The sequence below is a fragment of the Ensifer adhaerens genome (assembly GCF_000697965.2).
Lineage (GTDB): Bacteria > Pseudomonadota > Alphaproteobacteria > Rhizobiales > Rhizobiaceae > Ensifer > Ensifer adhaerens.
The window spans coordinates 884,670-903,423 of sequence record NZ_CP015880.1 but is presented as its reverse complement, the minus strand read 5'-3'; the positions used below and the strand labels follow the sequence as shown (position 1 = coordinate 903,423).

The 18,754-nt window shown below is 63.6% G+C and carries 17 protein-coding genes; 6 read left to right on the top strand and 11 right to left on the bottom strand.

Features of this window, described 5'->3' with window-relative positions:
* Nucleotides 1–34 precede the first annotated feature (34 nt).
* Nucleotides 35–892, bottom strand: coding sequence for an AraC family transcriptional regulator (locus tag FA04_RS04270; RefSeq protein WP_034804294.1), 858 nt, complete (start codon nt 890–892; stop codon nt 35–37).
* Between the two features lie 150 nt (nt 893–1,042).
* Here FA04_RS04270 and alr point away from each other — a divergent pair, with 150 nt between their 5' ends.
* The 5 genes from alr to FA04_RS04245 all read left to right on the top strand — a co-directional run bounded on the left by alr (nt 1,043) and on the right by FA04_RS04245 (nt 6,869).
* Complete coding sequence (gene alr / locus FA04_RS04265; protein WP_034803986.1) at nt 1,043–2,182, top strand: alanine racemase; 1,140 nt, start codon at nt 1,043–1,045, stop codon at nt 2,180–2,182.
* 149 nt (nt 2,183–2,331) lie between these two features.
* A complete protein-coding gene (radA, locus tag FA04_RS04260; RefSeq protein ID WP_034804296.1) occupies nt 2,332–3,735 on the top strand; it encodes a DNA repair protein RadA in 1,404 nt (467 codons plus the stop codon).
* A gap of 124 nt (nt 3,736–3,859) precedes the next feature.
* Complete coding sequence (locus FA04_RS04255) at nt 3,860–4,483, top strand: CvpA family protein (RefSeq protein ID WP_034803987.1); 624 nt, start codon at nt 3,860–3,862, stop codon at nt 4,481–4,483.
* Nucleotides 4,484–4,628: 145 nt separating this feature from the next.
* Nucleotides 4,629–6,116 carry an amidophosphoribosyltransferase gene (gene purF, locus FA04_RS04250; protein WP_034803990.1) on the top strand — a complete coding sequence of 496 codons (1,488 nt, stop codon included), beginning with the start codon at nt 4,629–4,631 and terminating at the stop codon, nt 6,114–6,116.
* 12 nt (nt 6,117–6,128) lie between these two features.
* Nucleotides 6,129–6,869, top strand: coding sequence for an SDR family NAD(P)-dependent oxidoreductase (locus FA04_RS04245; protein ID WP_034803992.1), 741 nt, complete (start codon nt 6,129–6,131; stop codon nt 6,867–6,869).
* A gap of 107 nt (nt 6,870–6,976) precedes the next feature.
* Here FA04_RS04245 and pssA read toward each other — a convergent pair whose 3' ends face one another.
* From pssA to FA04_RS04225, 4 genes are all read right to left on the bottom strand, one after another.
* Nucleotides 6,977–7,852 carry a CDP-diacylglycerol--serine O-phosphatidyltransferase gene (gene pssA / locus FA04_RS04240; protein WP_051659665.1) on the bottom strand — a complete coding sequence of 292 codons (876 nt, stop codon included), beginning with the start codon at nt 7,850–7,852 and terminating at the stop codon, nt 6,977–6,979.
* A gap of 9 nt (nt 7,853–7,861) precedes the next feature.
* Nucleotides 7,862–8,560, bottom strand: coding sequence for a phosphatidylserine decarboxylase (locus FA04_RS04235; protein ID WP_034803995.1), 699 nt, complete (start codon nt 8,558–8,560; stop codon nt 7,862–7,864).
* A gap of 179 nt (nt 8,561–8,739) precedes the next feature.
* The gene (locus tag FA04_RS04230; protein ID WP_034804301.1) at nt 8,740–10,626 is read right to left on the bottom strand and encodes an ABCB family ABC transporter ATP-binding protein/permease; all 1,887 of its coding nucleotides are present in this window, start codon (nt 10,624–10,626) and stop codon (nt 8,740–8,742) included.
* Between the two features lie 205 nt (nt 10,627–10,831).
* On the bottom strand, nt 10,832–12,595 hold the full coding sequence (locus FA04_RS04225; protein WP_034804004.1) for a LysM peptidoglycan-binding domain-containing protein: 1,764 nt from the start codon (nt 12,593–12,595) through the stop codon (nt 10,832–10,834).
* A 244-nt stretch (nt 12,596–12,839) separates the two neighbouring features.
* On the opposite strand from FA04_RS04225, the gene FA04_RS04220 reads away from it, so the two are divergent.
* Nucleotides 12,840–13,460, top strand: coding sequence for an LOG family protein (locus FA04_RS04220; RefSeq protein WP_034804006.1), 621 nt, complete (start codon nt 12,840–12,842; stop codon nt 13,458–13,460).
* A gap of 68 nt (nt 13,461–13,528) precedes the next feature.
* Here the strand turns inward: FA04_RS04220 and rarD are convergent, their stop codons facing one another.
* The 6 genes from rarD to FA04_RS04190 form a co-directional block, all read right to left on the bottom strand.
* On the bottom strand, nt 13,529–14,461 hold the full coding sequence (rarD, locus tag FA04_RS04215) for an EamA family transporter RarD (protein WP_034804008.1): 933 nt from the start codon (nt 14,459–14,461) through the stop codon (nt 13,529–13,531).
* A 215-nt stretch (nt 14,462–14,676) separates the two neighbouring features.
* Nucleotides 14,677–16,293, bottom strand: a complete 1,617-nt coding sequence (gene cimA, locus FA04_RS04210; protein ID WP_034804010.1) for a citramalate synthase — start codon at nt 16,291–16,293, stop codon at nt 14,677–14,679.
* A gap of 24 nt (nt 16,294–16,317) precedes the next feature.
* Nucleotides 16,318–17,286, bottom strand: coding sequence for a prolyl aminopeptidase (gene pip, locus FA04_RS04205; RefSeq protein WP_034804012.1), 969 nt, complete (start codon nt 17,284–17,286; stop codon nt 16,318–16,320).
* 2 nt (nt 17,287–17,288) lie between these two features.
* A complete protein-coding gene (locus FA04_RS04200; RefSeq protein ID WP_034804013.1) occupies nt 17,289–17,810 on the bottom strand; it encodes a GFA family protein in 522 nt (173 codons plus the stop codon).
* Nucleotides 17,783–18,259, bottom strand: a complete 477-nt coding sequence (locus FA04_RS04195) for a GFA family protein (protein WP_034804014.1) — start codon at nt 18,257–18,259, stop codon at nt 17,783–17,785. Before FA04_RS04195 ends, FA04_RS04200 begins: the two co-directional genes overlap by 28 nt.
* The gene (locus tag FA04_RS04190) at nt 18,256–18,747 is read right to left on the bottom strand and encodes a GFA family protein (protein WP_034804016.1); all 492 of its coding nucleotides are present in this window, start codon (nt 18,745–18,747) and stop codon (nt 18,256–18,258) included. Before FA04_RS04190 ends, FA04_RS04195 begins: the two co-directional genes overlap by 4 nt.
* Between the last annotated feature and the right edge of the window lie 7 nt (nt 18,748–18,754).

Below are 18,754 nucleotides of genomic sequence, written 5' to 3'. Positions count from 1 at the left end.
GACTCGGGCTGCGGATCGTCTTGAACGAAAGTGATCAGCCGGCGCGGAAGGCCCCAGGGGTGACGCCGGTGCGCGCCTTGAAATGACGGCTGAAATGCGCCTGGTCGGCAAAACCGCATTGATAGGCTGCGTCCACCGCCGACCAGCCGTGCCGCAGCAACGTCTTTGCCGCCCGCACGCGCTTGTCGGTCAGGAACGCATGCGGGGTGATGTGGAACTCCTTGCGGAACGCGCGGATGAGGTGGGCGCGGCTGAGGCCGGCGACCTTCGCCAGTTCCTCGAGCCCGATGTCCTCGGCATAGTTTTCCGCCAGGAAGTCGCGCGCCCGGTGCACGGCCGATTGCTCGCGCGTTTCGATCGGCGTGATGATCGTGCTGCCGTGGCGCTCGAACATCGCGGCAAGCACCGCGAACATTTTTTCCTCCGCCTCGAGCGTCGCCCCCGACACTTCGAGCGTGCGGTGGGCCTGATGGAAGGAAAGAGCCAGGTCCGGCGCCTGCAAAACACGCTTGGAGAAGGATGGCGTGCCCTTGAAAGCGCGTCCGGTGACATCCTCGATGATGCTCACCAGCAGTTCGGCGCTCGGATAGACCATGCGATAGCGATAGCCGCTGCCGCCCGGATGACCGTCGTGAATTTCGTCGGGATTGATCAGATAAAAGTATCCGGGGCCGGCCTCCGAACGCTCGCCCTTGATCTTGCTGATCTGCGAGCCGGCCTCGATGGCGCCGATGCTGAAGGTTTCGTGCGCGTGCGGCGCAAATTCATGGGTGATGAAGGTCGCCGTCAGACATTCCATGCCCATGAAGCGGGAATCCCGCCAGAAGCGCGTGCGCTCGGCGCCCTCTATCGGCATGACATCGATGGCTTCTTCCTGCGAAATTGTCTGCATGGCAAAACCATAGTGCGCCTGCGCGGCTGCGTCTTGCACAAAAGTGCTCGTTTGCCTGGTCCATCCGCGAGGGCGCCGCGACAGGGGAATATTTGCGACGCTCTGCGCTTGGCTGTATTGATCCTGGATCATCCACGCAGAGTGCCCGGCATGCTTCCTCCAGACTTCCTTTCCGCTTCCAACCGGCTCACGATCGATCTTGGCGCGCTTGTCGACAACTGGCGGGCCATGAACAAGCGCTCCGGCAAGGCGCGTGCCGCAGCCGTGCTCAAGGCGGATGCCTATGGCATCGGCATCGCGCAGGCGGCCCCTGCCCTCTATGCGGCCGGCGCCCGCGATTTCTTTGTCGCCAATGCCGAGGAAGGCGCAGCACTCCGTCCGCTTGCACCGGACGGCCGGATCTACATTCTCGCCGGGATGTGGCCGGGCAACGAGGCGCTGTTCTTCGACAACGATCTGGTGCCGGTCATCAACTCGGACGAGCAGCTGGCCGTGTTCATGGCCGCCCTTTCCGAGCGTGGCGACCACCCTTGCGTGCTGCATGTGGATACCGGCATGAACCGGCTCGGCCTTACGGTCGAGCAGGCCGTTGCGCTTGCGACAGACCCGGCGCGGCCGGCAAGCTTTTCGCCGGTGCTGATCATGAGCCATCTCGTCAGCGCCGACGATCCGGACCATCGGCTGAATGGCCTTCAACTCCGTCGCTTCCATGAGGTGTCGACTGCCTATGAAGGGGTCGATGCGAGCCTTGCCAACTCCGGCGGCGTCTTCCTCGGGCCCGACTATCATTTCGACCTGACCCGGCCGGGCATCGCCGTCTATGGCGGCGAGGCGGTGAACGACATCCCCAACCCGATGAAGCCGGTGGTGACCGCCGAAGCACGGATCATCCAGGTGCGCGACGTGGCCGCCGGCGGCACCGCGAGCTATGGCGCCTCTGCCCGCTTCGACCGCGACAGTCGCATCGCCACGGTGGCTGTGGGATATGCCGATGGCTATCACCGTTCCGTGTCCGGCGGCGGCGTCACGCTCAGGCAGGCAACGCCATCAGGGGCCTTCGGTTTCCTGCACGGCCAGAAGGTCCCGCATGTCGGGCGCGTCACCATGGACCTCAGTCTCTTCGACGTCACGGACCTTCCTGAAAGCGCGGTACGACCGGGTGATTACATCGAGCTCTTCGGCCGGCACATCGCCATCGACGATGTCGCGCGCGCCGGAGGGACGATCGGCTACGAGATGCTGACCAGTCTCGGCCGCCGCTATATCAGGCACTATATCGACAGCGTCTGACGCGCTCCTTCAGCTCATTTTTCGGTTATTCTTGCAGAAATTCACCTTTTGTTCCGCACTTTGCGGCATTATGTGACGATACAGATGATTCTTTGCCGCCGACGTCCCCTCGCGACGTCGGCGGTCTCACATTCCGAAAGTCGATGCCGATGGCGAAAGCGCGTACCCAATTCATCTGCCAGAACTGCGGCACGATCCACACTCGCTGGGTGGGAAAATGCGAAGGCTGCGGCGAGTGGAACACGATCATCGAGGACGACCCGACGGCGGGCATCGGCGGCGGTCCGTCGCGCGCGCCGAAGAAGGGACGCCCGGTGGCGCTCACCACCCTCTCGGGCGAGATCGAAGACGCGCCACGCATCCAGACAGGCATCTCGGAACTCGACCGGGTGACCGGAGGCGGCTTCGTGCGCGGATCGGCGCTGCTCGTCGGCGGCGATCCCGGTATCGGCAAGTCGACGGTGCTGATGCAGGCAGCGGCAGCGCTCTCGCGCCGCAAGCATCGCGTCATCTATGTCTCGGGCGAAGAGGCTGTGGCGCAGGTGCGTCTTCGCGCCCAGCGGCTGGGGGCTGCCGACAGCGATGTGCTGCTCGCTGCTGAGACCAACGTCGAGGACATTCTGGCGACGCTGTCGGAAGGCAAGCGCCCGGATCTCGTGATCATCGATTCGATCCAGACGCTCTGGAGCGACATCGTCGATTCCGCGCCGGGCACAGTGACCCAGGTTCGCACCGGCGTGCAGGCGATGATCCGCTTTGCCAAGCAGACGGGAACCGCCGTCGTGCTCGTCGGCCATGTGACCAAGGAGGGCCAGATCGCCGGTCCGCGCGTCGTCGAGCATATGGTCGACGCCGTGCTCTATTTCGAAGGCGACCGCGGCCATCACTATCGTATCCTGCGCACCGTCAAGAACCGCTTCGGCCCGACCGACGAGATCGGCGTGTTCGAAATGTCGGACAAGGGCCTGCGCGAGGTCGCCAACCCGTCGGAACTGTTTCTCGGCGAACGCAACGAGAAATCGCCGGGCGCCGCCGTCTTTGCCGGCATGGAAGGCACCCGCCCGGTTCTCGTCGAAGTGCAGGCGCTGGTCGCCCCGACCTCGCTCGGCACGCCGAGACGCGCCATCGTCGGCTGGGATTCCGCACGGCTCTCGATGATCCTTGCCGTGCTGGAAGCCCATTGCGGCGTGCGGCTCGGCCAGCACGACGTCTATCTCAACATCGCCGGTGGCTACCGCATTTCCGAGCCGGCGGCCGATCTAGCTGTGGCTTCCGCACTGGTTTCATCGCTTGCCGGGCTTGCCCTTCCGGCGGATTGCGTCTATTTCGGCGAAGTCAGCTTGTCGGGTGCCATCCGGCCGGTTGCGCATACCGCACAACGCCTTAAGGAAGCCGAGAAGCTCGGGTTCTCCCAGGCGGTCCTGCCGTCCGCTTCGACCGAACTGCCGAAAAACGGCAATGGCCGCTGGAGCGAGATGGAAAGCCTGCCCGATCTGGTGGCGCGCATCGCGGGGTCGCGAAACGCGCTGAGACCGGTGGAGGACGAAGACTGAAAGATGCGGATGCCGCAGGCCGCCCTTTAAGGGCCGCAAACAGGCTGCAAATGCCCTGAACTCAGGGCCGATGGCGGATAGGCTTGAGGAGACCCGGACGAACCGGGTCCGGAGTAAGGACAAAATGCCCATTACAATTCTCGACGGTATCGTTCTCGGCGTCGCCCTGTTTTCCGCAATCCTGGCCATGGTTCGAGGCTTCTCGCGCGAGGTGCTTTCGGTCGCGAGCTGGGTGGGTGCGGCGGCTGCCGCCTACTTCCTCTACCCGCATCTCCTGCCCTATGCGAAGCAGTATACCAACAGCGACACGGTCGCGATGATCGGATCGGCGGCGGTGATCTTCCTGATCGCGCTGATCATCATCTCCTTCATCACCATGCGGATCGCCGATTTCATCATCGACAGCCGCATCGGCGCGCTCGACCGCACGCTCGGCTTCCTGTTCGGCGCTGCCCGCGGCATCCTTTTGGTCGTCGTCGCCATGCTGTTCTTCAACTGGCTCGTCGCTCCGCAGCAGCAGCCGACCTGGGTCACCCAGGCCAAGTCGAAGCCGCTGCTCGACAATCTCGGCAACAAGCTGATCGCGCTTTTGCCCGAAGAAGCTGACGCCACCATTCTCGATCGCCTGCGCGGCAAGGACACGACCGGCGAAGGCGAAGGCGAAGCGCCGGCAACGACGCCCGGCCAGGCACCTGCGACGACGCCGGACCAGGCGCCCGCCGACGACGCCCCGGCCACCAACGGCTGAGACAGGAACGATTTGCCGACAAAGCCCGCCCCGCGGGCTTTGTCCTTTTGGGGAATAACGCTTGCAGCCGTTTTCAGCTAAGATTGCTTGAAGACGGCGGGCCTGATCACGATATGCGCACCGGTACGGAGCAAAGGCGACTGTGATGACCGATAGATCCATCGAAATCCACGATGAACTCGAAGGCGACGAGCTGCACGAAGAGTGCGGCGTCTTCGGCATACTGGGGCACTCGGACGCCGCGGCGCTGACGGCGCTGGGCCTGCATGCGCTCCAGCATCGCGGCCAGGAAGCAGCCGGCATCGTCACCTTCGACGGCAAGCAGTTCTGCACTGAGAAGCGCATGGGCCTCGTCGGCGACCACTACACGGATCCGGCGACGCTGGCGAAACTGCCGGGCTTCATGTCGATCGGCCACACCCGCTACTCGACGACGGGCGAAGTGGCGCTGCGCAACGTGCAGCCGCTCTTTGCCGAACTCGAAGTCGGCGGCATTGCGGTCGCCCATAACGGCAATTTCACCAACGGCCTCACGCTTCGCCGGCAGCTGATCGCCGACGGCGCCATCTGTCAGTCGACGTCCGACACCGAAGTCGTGCTGCACCTGATCGCCCGTTCCAAGCAGGCGTCCTCTTCCGACCGCTTCATCGATGCCATCCGCCAGATGGAAGGCGGCTATTCGATGCTGGCGATGACGCGCACGAAGCTGATCGCCGCACGTGATCCGATCGGCATCCGTCCGCTCGTGATGGGCGAACTCGACGGCAAGCCGATCTTCTGCTCCGAGACCTGCGCACTCGACATCATCGGCGCGACCTATGTCCGCGACGTCGAGAACGGCGAAGTCATCATCTGCGAGATCCAGCCCGACGGTTCGATCACCATCGACGCGCGCAAGCCGGAGGTTTCGCAGCCCGAGCGTCTTTGCCTGTTCGAATATGTCTACTTCGCCCGGCCGGACTCGGTCGTCGGCGGCCGCAGCATCTATGTGTCGCGCAAGAACATGGGCATCAACCTCGCCAAGGAAGCGCCGGTCGAGGCCGACGTCGTGGTTCCGGTGCCGGACGGCGGCACGCCGGCCGCCCTCGGCTATGCCCAGCAGAGTGGCATCCCCTTCGAATACGGTATCATCCGCAACCATTATGTCGGCCGCACCTTCATCGAGCCGACGCAGCAGATCCGCGCCTTCGGCGTCAAGCTCAAGCATTCCGCCAATCGCGCGATGATCGAGGGCAAACGCATCATCCTCGTCGACGATTCGATCGTGCGCGGCACGACGTCGGTAAAGATCGTTCAGATGATGCGCGAGGCCGGTGCGCGCGAGGTGCATGTGCGCGTCGCGAGCCCGATGATCTTCCATCCGGACTTCTACGGCATCGACACGCCGGACCGCGACAAGCTGCTCGCCAACCAGCATGCGGACCTCGCCTCTATGTGCCGCTACATCGGCGCGGACTCGCTCGAGTTCCTGTCGATCGACGGTCTTTATGAGGCGGTCGGCGGCGAAAAGCGCGATCCGAAGTCGCCGCAGTTCACCGACCACTATTTCACCGGGGACTATCCGACCCGCCTTCTCGACCAGGAAGGCGCCAGCAATGTCCGCAAACTCTCGGTTCTCGCCAGCAACGGATAATCAGACAGAAAAATGACGATCGATCTCAAAGGCCGGGTGGCCGTGGTCACCGGCGCATCGCGCGGTATCGGCTATTTCACCGCTCTCGAACTGGCCAAGGCCGGTGCCCATGTGGTTGCCTGCGCCCGCACCGTCGGCGGTCTCGAAGAACTCGACGACGCGATCAAGGCTGCGGGCGGCTCGGCGACGCTGGTGCCCTTCGACCTTGCCGACATGCCGGCGATCGACAAGCTCGGTGGCGCGATCAACGAACGCTGGGGTAAGCTCGACATCCTCGTTGCCAATGCCGGCGTGCTTGGCACGATCTCGCCGATCGGGCATGTCGAGGCGAAGGTGTTCGACAAGGTGATGAACATCAACGTCAACGCCACCTGGCGGCTGATCCGTTCGCTCGAGCCGCTGCTGATCAAGTCGGATGCCGGCCGTGCGCTGATCCTGTCGTCGAGCGCTGCACACAAGTGCAAGCCCTTCTGGGGGCCCTACTCCGCTTCGAAGGCTGCCGTCGAGGCTCTGGCCCGTACCTGGGCCGGCGAGACGCAGCGCCTGCCGCTGCGCATCCTCTCGGTCGACCCCGGCGCCACCCGTACGGCGATGCGCGCTCAGGCGATGCCGGGCGAGGATCCGGAAACCGTGCCGCATCCTTCGGAAGTCGCAGCCAAGCTGCTGCCGCTGGTTGGCCCCAACCAGACCGAGACCGGCAAGCTCTACATCGTGCGCGAAGACAAGATTGTCGACTACCGGCTGCCGGAATAAGCTTCGTCACACCGCTCAAATGAGAAAGGCCACCGTGTCGTCACGGTGGCCTTTTCATTTTGGGCATTGCCGGTCGGAAAGCCATTCACGCCTCTCGCGGACTTGCGTTAGTCCTTGTCGCCCGGCAGGCCGTCGCCGCCGGTCGAAGGATGGGCAGGCCAATCGCCGCCATATTTGCGCTGCCAGGATCGCGCGCCGAAGGGCAGCGTGATCAGGTAGCCAAGCGCCGTCACCGCCATCGTTTCCCATGTGTAGGTCATCAGCGTCGCGACGTAAAAGACGACGCCGAGGATGGCCGGCAGAACGAGGTCGCGGCGCACGCGGCTGTTTTCCGACTTGCCGGACCAGACCGGCAGACGGCTGACGAGCAGGAAGGCGATCAGCACCGTGTAGGCGGATGCGATGAGCGCGAAGGTGCGTTCTGGCGCCAGGCCCAGGAGGCCGAGATAGACCGGCAACAGCACCAGCATGGCGCCCGCGGGCGCCGGCACGCCGACGAAATATTCCGACTGCCAGGACGCCTTGACCTGGCGCTCCGCCATCACGTTGAAGCGGGCGAGCCTCAGGCCCATCGCGATCGCGTAGATCAGTGCCGCGATCCAGCCGATCGAACGCGCCTGGTCGAGGATGAAGACATAGAGCACGAGGGCCGGCGCGACACCGAAGTTGATGATATCGGCGAGCGAATCCATCTGGCCGCCAAAGTTCGACGTCGCCTTCAGGGCGCGCGCGACACGGCCGTCGATGCCGTCGAGAAAGGCGGCGAGCAACACCATGGCAACGGCAAGCTCGATGCGGTTTTCAAAGGCGAGCCGGATACCCGAGAGGCCGGCGCAGATCGCGAGCACGGTGATCAGATTGGGGATCATCAACCGTAGCGGGATTTCGCGCAGCCGTGGGCCGCGTGCGGTATCGCTCGAGCCGCTGGCGTCCTCGGACGCCTGCCGCGTGTCGATCGGTTTTTCCTGTTCAGAGCCTTCCATAGACACTCCTTATGCGCGGCGGCTGATGACCGGGCCCTTGGCCGAGCCAAACTCGGCGAGCACGGTTTCGCCCGCAACGGCAGTCTGCCCGACGCTGACGCGCGGCTCGGAGCCGGCCGGCAGGAACACGTCGAGACGCGAGCCGAAGCGGATCAGGCCGAAGCGTTCACCGGCCTCCAGCGAGCCGTTCTCGTACTTCCAGCACAGGATGCGGCGGGCAACGAGACCGGCGATCTGAACGACGCCGATGGCGCCGTGTTTTGTATCGATCACCAGACCGTTGCGCTCGTTCTCCTGGCTCGCCTTGTCGAGCTCGGCATTGACGAACTTGCCGGCGCGATAGGCGACGCGGGTGATGGTGCCGGCCATCGGCGCGCGGTTCACGTGGCAGTTGAACACATTCATGAAAACGGAGATGCGCAGCATCGGTTCCGAACCAAGGTTCAGTTCTTCCGGTGGCAGGACCGTCGCGATCGACGAGACGCGGCCGTCGGCCGGGCTGATCACCAGATCGTCGTCGAGCGGCGTCATGCGCTCGGGGTCGCGGAAGAAGTAAGCGCACCACGCGGTCAGCACGAAGCCGATCCACATCAACGGCTCCCACAGGAAGCCAAGCACCAGCGACACGACGAAGAAGATCGCAACAAAGCGGTAGCCTTCCTTGTGCACCGGGACAAGCGTGTTGCGGATCGTATTGACCAGGCTCATGAACTCTACTCCAGATTTTCCGTGGAACGTGATCGTTTTCTATAAGTTAGCGCGGGATGCGGACGGAAAACCGCAAACGCTTTTCCTGCCCCCCGCTCTAGCGCGAAATGTCCCGGCGGGCAACGTTGCCCGCCCGGTAGCGACAAAACGCGTCGCGCTCAGCAAAGAAAAAGACGCCATCAAACCGCCGGCTCGCCGCGGGTGACGATGCCGAGATCGTCGCTCTCGCGCACGCGCTTCAGTTGCTCTTCGGCCTGCGTCGCTTCGCGCTGGCGGCTCCACATCGAGGCATAGAGGCCGTCGCGATCGATCAGCTCGCCATGGGTGCCGCGCTCGGCGATGACGCCGTCCTTCAGCACGATGATCTCGTCGGCGTTGATGACGGTCGAGAGCCGGTGCGCGATGACAAGCGTCGTGCGGTTGCGCGAAACGACGTCGAGTGCCGACTGAATCTCCTGCTCCGTGCGCGTATCTAGTGCCGAGGTCGCCTCGTCGAGGATCAGGATCGGCGGCGCCTTGAGAATGGTGCGGGCGATCGCAACGCGCTGCTTCTCGCCGCCCGAAAGCTTCAGGCCCCGTTCGCCGACCATGGCCTGGAAGCCCTCCGGCAGCGTGCGGATGAACTCGGCGATCTGCGCGGCTTCGGCCGCCGCCTCGACTTCGGCTTCGCTCGCCGAAACGCGGCCATAGCGGATGTTGTAGGCGATGGTGTCGTTGAAGAGCACCGTGTCCTGCGGCACCATGCCTATCACCGAGCGCAGGCTCTTCTGCGTCACTGTGCGCACGTCCTGGCCATCGATGGTGATCGCCCCTTCCTGCACGTCGTAGAAGCGATAGAGCAGCCGCGAGAGCGTAGACTTGCCGGCACCGGAGGGGCCAACGACGGCGACCGTCTTGCCGGCGGGCACTTCGAAAGTGATGCCCTTCAGGATCGGACGCGCCGCGTCATAGGCGAAATGCACATCCTTGAAGGCGATGGCGCCCTTGCCGATGACAAGTTCGCTCGCATTCGGGCGATCCACCACTTCGGCGCGCACGTCGAGCAGGTCGAACATATGCTCGATGTCGGTGAGCCCCTGACGGATTTCGCGGTAGACGAAGCCGATGAAGTTGAGCGGGATCGCAAGCTGGATCAGCATGGCGTTGATGAAGACGAAGTCACCCAACGTCTGCTCGCCACGCTGCACGGCAAGCGCCGACATGATCATCATCACGGCCGTACCGGCGCCGAAGATCAACGCCTGGCCGAAGTTGAGCCAGCCGAGCGACGTCCAGACCTGGGTCGCCGCCGCCTCGTAGCGTTCCATCGACTTGTCGAAGCGACGGGCTTCCATCTCCTCGTTGCCGAAATACTTGACCGTCTCGAAGTTCAGCAGCGAGTCGATCGCCTTGGTGTTGGCGTCGGTGTCGCTGTCGTTCATCGAACGGCGGATGGCGATGCGCCAGTCGCTCGCGCGCACGGTGAACCAGATGTAGAGCCAGACGGTGACGGCGGTGACGAGGAGATAGCTGAAGCCGTAGCCCCACCAGAAGATCACTGCCGTCAGCAGGAATTCGATCAGGGTCGGAACGCTGTTGAGGATGGTGAATCGGACGATCGTTTCGATGCCCTTGGTGCCGCGCTCGATGACGCGAGAAAGCCCACCGGTGCGCCGCTCCAGATGGAAGCGCAGCGACAGCTGGTGCATGTGCACAAAGGTCTTGTAGGCCAGTTGCCGGACCGCGTGCTGACCGACGCTTGCAAACAGCGCATCGCGCAGCTGGTTCAAGCCGGCCTGCAAAAGACGCGCGAGGTTGTAGGCAAGCACCAGCATGACCGCGCCGGTCATGAACACGGGCAGAAAGCCCAGGACATCCGGCTTGCCGTTCAGCGCATCGGTTGCCCATTTGAAGGAATAGGGAACGAGGATCAGGACGACCTTGGCGATGATCAGAATGACCGTCGCCCAGATCACCCGAAGCTTGAGATCGGCCCTGTCCGATGGCCACATGTAGGGCCAGAGATTGGCGATCGTATGCAAGGGATTGCTGGTATCGGCCGAAACGGTTTTCTTCTGGGGTGCCACGTTCTGATCCGCTCTTACGTTTGCGCGCTTGGAGGCAGATTGTTGCGCATCCAAGCTCTGCGCCGAGCCTTCCCTGTAAACGAAGACCTGCGGCGCCGTCATCACCGTTCAATGAAAAGCGGCGCCCTGTCGAAGGCGCCGCCCTTGGTCTGGAGATAAGCATCCGTCGCAGCCGCCGCAATGTCGGCGGCCGCCGATCGGCTGCTTATTGCTCTTGTTTCATGTGCTTCTTGTGAATTTCCCGCGATTCGTCGTCCGGCAGCGCCTTGTCCGGCACGCCGAAGACCTGACCCGGGCGAATGCGGTCCGGATCCTCGATCTGGTCCTGGTTGGCGAGATAGATCGTGGTGTAGCGCAGGCCGGCGCCGTAGACGCGACGCGAGATCTGCCACAGCGTATCGCCGCGGCGGATGATCACCGAACTCTTGCTCTCCTTGAGCGGAGCCTGCTCGAGCGTCTGGGGCTGGTCGGGCGAGGCTGCAACGGCCGCGGTTTCGGTCGCCGACTGCGCCGGTGCAGCGTCGTTTACAACTGCGCTTCCAGCACCCATTGCCTTTGCCAGTTCGCCCGGAGCCGGGGCATTGTCCTTCGGCTGGGCCTTCTCGGGCGACGCCGGCGTGGCGCTGCCCTGCTCGGCAAGGACCGCACCAACCGTTTCATCAACCTTGGCAAGTGCCGTCGCCACGCTCGATGCGTCCTGAGGTGCAGCCTTCAGCGCCGCGAGCGCACTTGCGGAGGCCTTTGCGGCCCGCGTCGCGGAAGCGACGAGCGTCTGGTCGGAACTGTCGGCGAGGCGGAAATCGGCAAGCGACTTCAACGCGATCTCGGTCGCCGAACGGGCGGCGGCCAGTTGCTCGCCGTTCGGCACCTTGCCATTGGCATAGAGACCCTTCAGCAGCGCGAGCGCCTTTCCAGCTTCCGCACGCAGGCCATCGAGACCCGCGGTTGCGGACGGCGTGCCCGAAGGTGCCACGGCCGCGACCTGCGATCCGGCGGGCCGGTCGAAGGGAACCGAAGCGCGCATCACGACCTTGGTGCCATCCTCGTTCAGCATGTCGGCCCGAATGATGTGGCTGCCCACCGTCAACTCGATCTGGCCGTCGACGACGAAGTGGCCCTTGTCGTCGGCTTTCATTTCGCCGACGAGCCTGTCGTCGGCATAGACGCGAACCAAGGCGCCTGCCTTGGCGCTGCCGGCAACGAACATCTTGCTGCCTTCGATCTCGACGGCGCTCACCTGCAGGCCCGGCACGCCAGAAAGCTTGGCCGGCGCAGTAGCGGTATCGACCGCCTGCGGCGTTGCGGAAGCAACCTCGGCCGGCTTGGCGTCCACAGCCGCTGTCCCCTCCACCGTATCCGGCGTCGTGATCAGCCGGCTCGCCATGCCGGGCTTCGAGACCATGGCAAGCAGTTGACCGGACGGATCCTTGGGAACAGAAACGGTCGCGACCTCCTCGGAGCTCTTCACCGCACCGTTTTCGCCGGTGCTGCGCAGCGTGAGCTGATGGTCACCCGCCGGAAGCGGATCGTCGAAGACCGCGGCAAAGTCGCCGGTCGCGCCGACATCAGCGGTGCCGACCACCGTATCGCCGCTCAGGATCTCAAGCTTCGAATTCGGCTGGGCATGGCCGGCGATCACCGTCGAGCCATCGGGCTCCACGCGCAACACATCGAAACCGGGAATGGCGGGATCGGTTGCAGGCGCATTGGCGGCAGTCGCCGCGTCGGCCTTCGACTGTTCCTGCTGCGGCGCAGCATCCGTCTTTGCTGTCTCGGCAGAGGCGCCAGCCGCCTGCGGGCCACTGGTCGCAGGCGTCGCCTCGGTCGACTGTGTCGCGGTGCCTGCCGCCTGCTCCGCCGTTGGCTTCTGGCCGTCGTCGCGCAAGTTCGGTTGAATTACGAATACCATCAACGCTGTTGCTGCCACGAGGACAGAAATGGCCACCCAGCCGGCCTTATTTTTGATCATGCCACTCTCCACACGGAGCGGAGCAACGCTCCGCGCATGCCCTCTCATCGGCCTGCGGTGCGGGCTTGCGCCGTCATTATAGCGCAACAGCAAGCAACTCGTCCGATTTCTTCAATCAATCACTGAAATTGCTAGCGATTCGCGATTCGGCATACAAGCAGCCGAAGGCACGGCAACCCACAGAAAGCCGGGTTTCCCCTCATTTTTCTTGACCCATGCTGCGCTGCAATGTTTTTTGGGGGGCATGAGCACCGAGAACAGCACGATTCGATCCATCTGCGTCTATTGCGGGTCACAGCCGGGACGCGACAATGCCTACATGGAGGCCGGCCGCGCGCTCGGCCGATCCATCGCCGATCACGGGCTTCGCCTGGTCTATGGCGGCGGCACACGCGGCATCATGGGAGCGGTCGCCAGCGGCGTGCTTTCCAACGGCGGCGAAGTCACCGGGATCATCCCTGAATTCCTGATGGACAAGGAAGCGACCCGCCATTCGCTCGGCCAACTGAACGAACTGATCGTCACGGCCGACATGCACGAGCGCAAGCACACGATGTTCGAACGCGCCGACGCCTTCGTGGCTCTGCCGGGCGGCATCGGCACGCTTGAAGAGATCGTCGAGATCATGACCTGGGCGCAGCTCGGCCGTCACCGCAAGCCGATGGTCTTCGGCAACATCAACAATTTCTGGAGGCCGATGATGGACCTCCTGCAGCACATGCGCGAAGAGGGCTTCGTCCACACGGCGCATCTGGTGCAGCCGCTCGTCGTCAACGATGCCGCCGACATCGTGCCGACCATCCTGGCGGCCGCCAACGGCGGCAACGGCCGCGACGGCGAAGCCGAGATCATCTCCAAGCTTTGAGAAACCTGTTCAGCCAACAAAAAAGGCGCGCCCCCGGCGCGCCTTTTTTGTTTCTATCGCAACCGACCTTATTCGGCCGGGCTTGCCTGCAGGGCGCGGCGCGCCCTGCTTTCAGCCAGCATCGCGCCGGTATAGATCACCAGCGCCGCCCAGATCAGGCCGAAGGCGATGAGCTTTGCCGTACCGAAGGGCTCATGGAAGACGAAGACGGCGATCACGAAAATCATCGTCGGCGCGATGTACTGCATGATGCCGATGGTCGAGAGGCGCAGGAGCTTGGCGCCATTGGCATAGATCATCAGCGGCACGGCCGTGACGATGCCGCAGGACAACAGCCACAGGACGTCGGCCATGCCGGTGTCACCGAAATGGCCCTGCCCCGTCGTCTCCAGCCAGATGATGTAGCCGATGGCCGGAACGCTCAGCAGCAGGACTTCCAGGAAGAAGCCCTGGTTGGGGCCAACCGGCAGGGTCTTGCGGAAGAAGGCGTAGAAACCCCAGGACAGGCAGAGGCCGATCGACACCCACGGCAGACCGCCGGCATCAAAGGCGAGCACGGCGACGGCGGAAGCAGCGAGCGCGATTGCGACCATCTGCGCCGGGTTCGGCCTCTCCTTCAAAAGCACGGCGCCGAGGAAGATCGAGAAGAGCGGATTGATGTAGTAGCCGAGCGCGGTTTCGATGGCGCGGCCCGCCCCGATTGCCCAGACATAGATGCCCCAGTTGATGGTGATGAGCACGGCAGTCAGTGCGGCCATGCACAGCATGCGCGGCGAGCGCAGTGCCGTCTTGATATCGTCGGTGCGCCCGAGCCAGAGCAGCACGAGACCTGCGAGCGGCACCGACCACACGATCCGGTGCGCCACCACTTCCGGCGCCGGGATATGGGCGACAGCCTTCATGAAGAACGGCAGGAAGCCCCAAAGCAGATAGGCGGTCAGCGCGAAGGCAAAGCCTTGTGCGGAATCGGTATTTTCGGCGGGTGCTTTCGGCTCGGCCATATCATCTTTTCCTGGTGTTTTGCCGGAGAGCCCTGGCGGCAACGGCCGCTCACCGGTCAGAAGGGAGGGCACAGCCAGTCGGCCGGCACGATCTCCCATTGGTGCGTCCTACCCCAATGGCCGGTGATGCACCAATTCATTTCCGTGAAGGGAGAATGAGTTTTGCTCACCCTCCCCCGGCCAGTTCATCAGCGTTACCGGGCCGATCGCCGAAATTACTCGGCGGCGATCAGCCCGACGTGGTCGCGGTTCTTGAGCAGCTTGAAGACGATGCTGTCCATCAGCGCCTGGAAAGACGCATCGATGATGTTGTCGGAGACCCCCACGGTCCACCAGCGTGCGCCCGTGCCATCGGTCGATTCGATCAGAACGCGGGTGATCGCCTCGGTCCCGCCATTGAGGATACGGACCTTGTAGTCCGCGAGCTCCAGGTCTTCGATTTCCGACTGGTACTTGCCGAGATCCTTGCGCAGCGCCAGGTCGAGCGCGTTGACCGGGCCGTGGCCTTCGGCGACCGACATCATCGTCTCGCCGTCGACGACCACCTTCACCACCGCTTCCGACACCGTCTTCAGATGGCCGTTGGCGTCGAAGCGGCGCTCGACCATCACCCGGAAGCTTTCCACGTGGAAGAAATCCGGCACCGTGCCGAGAATGCGGCTGGCGAGCAGCGCGAAGCTCGCATCCGCCCCTTCATAGGCATAGCCGGTCGCTTCGCGTTCCTTGACGATGGCGATCAGCTTGTCGAGCTTCGGGTCGTCCTTGCTGACGACGATGCCGCGGCGCTTCAGCGCGTTGATGAAATTGGCCTTGCCGCCCTGGTCGGACACCATGACCTTGCGCAGGTTGCCGATGCTTTCCGGCGCCACGTGCTCATAGGTGCGCGGATCCTTGAGCAATGCCGAAGCGTGGATGCCGGCCTTGGTTGCAAAGGCCGACGCGCCCACGTAAGGCGCCTGCTGGTCTGGCGAGCGGTTCAACAGCTCGTCGAAGGAATGGGCGAGCTTCGTCAGCTCCAGCAAGCGGTCGGCATCGATCGCCGTTTCGAAGCGGCTGGAATAGGCCTCTTTCAAAGCAAGCGTCGGGATCAGCGTGACGAGATTGGCGTTTCCGCAGCGTTCGCCAATGCCGTTCAGCGTGCCCTGGATCTGGCGTACGCCGGCCTCGACCGCCGCAAGCGAATTGGCGACCGCCTGGCCGGTATCGTTATGGGCGTGGATGCCGAGATTGGCGCCGGGCACGCCGGCAGCGATCACGGCCGCAACGATCTCGCGCACCTCCGGAGGCTGCGTGCCGCCATTGGTGTCGCAGAGGACCACCCAGCGCGCGCCGGCGTCAAAGGCCGTCTTCGCGCAGGCGAGCGCATAGGCGGGGTTGGCCTTGTAGCCATCGAAGAAATGCTCGCAATCGACCATCGCCTCGCGACCGGAGGCGACCACCGCCTCGACCGAGGCCCGGATGTTGTCGAGGTTTTCCTCGTTGGTGCAGCCGAGCGCCACTTCGACGTGATAGTCCCAGCTCTTGGCGACAAGACAGATGGCGTCGCTCTTGGCCGCGAGCAGCGCCGCGAGGCCCGGATCGTTCGACGCGGAAACCCCGGCGCGCTTGGTCATGCCGAAGGCGACGAAGGTGGCCTTCTGGGTACGCTTGCGCCCGAAGAATTCCGTGTCGGTCGGGTTCGCGCCGGGATAGCCGCCTTCGATATAGTCCATGCCGAACTGATCGAGCAGGCCGGCAATCGCAATCTTGTCCTCGACGGAAAAGTCGATGCCGGGCGTCTGTTGCCCGTCTCTCAGCGTCGTGTCGAAGAGGTAGATGCGTTCCCTGGTCATGGCTCTCGTCCAAATATGCTCGGTTTACTTTTGCTCGGTCTTGCCTGCGAACTGGTCCGTGGCGCGGATCAGCCGGTCGAGGATGCCCGGCTCGGAATAGGCATGGCCTGCTCCCTCGACCAGATGCAGCTCTGATCCCGGCCAGGCCTTGTGCAGCTGCCAGGCGTACTTCGCCGGGCACGGCATGTCGTACCGCCCGTGGATGATGACGCCGGGAATGCCGTGCAGCCGGTGGGCGTCGCGCAGCAATTGGCCCTCTTCCATCCAGCCGGCATTGACGAAGAAGTGGTTCTCGATCCGCGCGAAGGCGTCAGCATAATCGTCGTCGGCGAAGGGCTCGCTGGTTGCGAGCTCCGGCAACAGCGTGATCGTCTCACCTTCCCAGATGCTCCAGGCCTTGGCGGCCGCAAGGCGTGTCGCCTTGTCCTCGCTCATCAGGCGGCGATGATAGGCGTGCATCATCTCGTGGCGCTCGTTCTCGGGAATGGGCGCGATGAAACGCTCCCACTTGTCCGGGAACATCTCCGAGACGCCGAACTGGTAGTACCAGTCGAGCTCGGCCTTGGTCAGCGTGTAGATGCCACGCAGCACCAGTTCGGAAACCCGTTCCGGGTGCTTCTCGGCATAGGCAAGCCCCAGCGTCGATCCCCAGGAACCGCCGAAGACCAGCCACTTGTCGGCGCCGGCCATCTCGCGCAGCCGCTCGATATCGGCGACGAGATGCCAGGTGGTGTTGGCTTCGATCCTGGCATTCGGCGTCGACTTACCGCAGCCGCGCTGGTCGAACAGCGTTACGTCGTAGAGCGTCGGATCGAACAGGCGGCGGTGGTTCGGCGAGATCGTGCCGCCTGGCCCGCCATGCAGGAAGACGGCAGGCTTAGCGCCCGGCGTGCCGGCCTTTTCCCAATAGATGGTGTGACCGTCGCCGACCTCGAGGTGGCCCGACGCATAGGGTTCGATTTCCGGATAAAGCGTACGCAGAACAGTCGTCATTTTCAGTCTTTCGTGAGCGGCCAGTGCACGGTGTCGTAGTCGGGATGCTGGCGGTTGGTTTCGAGAACGATCAGATGGCGGGTCGCCGAGACCTCGCTACCGTCATCCGTCTCCCTTGGTGGCAAGCCCGCGAGCCGTGAGAACCATATGACGCGGGATTCGACGCCGGACTGGTAAACGGGCTGTACGTCATCGGGGTCGTCGAGCGAGCCGAGCGCGATGTTGATGAAGTTCTCGTCGGGCATATCGTAGAACAGCGGCGTGCCGCAATCGCTGCAAAAACCGCGGCGCACCAGATGCGACGAGCGGAACCAGGACGGCTGGCCCCGGGTAATATCGAACGTGTCTCGGGACGCATTGGCGAGTGGCATGAAATAGTTCCCGGTCGCCTTCTGGCACATGCGGCAATGACAGATATGCGGGTCCGCAAGCACGCCCTCGGCGCGGTAGCGCACGGCGCCGCATTGGCATCCGCCCGTATAGATGCGCGCGATGGTCACCGGAATGCTCCCGAGGGATGCCATTGATCGGTCTCGTGGTCGGGATGCTGGAACGAGATGATGCTTTCCTGCCTGGCGTAAAAATCCTGATCCTCAAGCACCGGCTGCTCGAAGATCGTATCGACCCAGGGCAGCCGCGAGGCGTGATTGACCTGGATTTTCGGCGCCAGATCGGTGCGATCGTCAAAGGTGCCGATGGCGATCTCAAGGCCACCCGGATGCCGATAGGTCATCGGCGTTCCGCATTTCGGGCAAAAGCCACGGTCGATGTTGACCGAGGACTGGAAATAGCTCGGTTCGTCCCGCACCCATTCGACGCCATCCTTCGGCGCCGTCACCAGCGCCGAGAAGAACGAGCCGAACTGTTTCTGGCACATGCGGCAATGACAGATCGACGCGCGTCCGAGTTCACCCTTGATCCGGAAGCGGACCGCGCCGCATTGGCATCCACCTGTTCGAACGTTTTCGGTCATCGCTTCTCCTCCGGGGGCCAGGTCTCGGTGTCGTGGTCGGGATGCTGATAGGAAACGAGATTGGTCAGGAACTCGATTGCGTCCGGATCTTCCAGCGTATGAACGCCAGGCAGATCGGCAACGTGATCGACATAGGGCAGCTTACCCTCGACTCCCCATTGGATGGTCGGCACGATGCCTTGCGGCTCGTCGAAGGCAGCGATCGCCAGCGCCATGCCATCCGGTGCCTCGTAGGTCAGCGGCGTGCCGCAATCGGCGCAGAAGCCGCGTCGCGCGGCGTTTGACGACTGGAAGCGCTTGGGCTCTCCGCGGGTCCAGGTCACATGCGCGCCGCGAACCGAAACCAAGGGCATGTAGAAATTGCCGCTCGCCTTCTGGCACATGCGGCAATGACAGACGGATGCGTCACCGAGCTTGCCCTCGACGCGGAAACGGACCGCGCCGCATTGGCAGCCGCCGGCATAATGGGGCCTGTTGTCGAGACTCATCGCAACT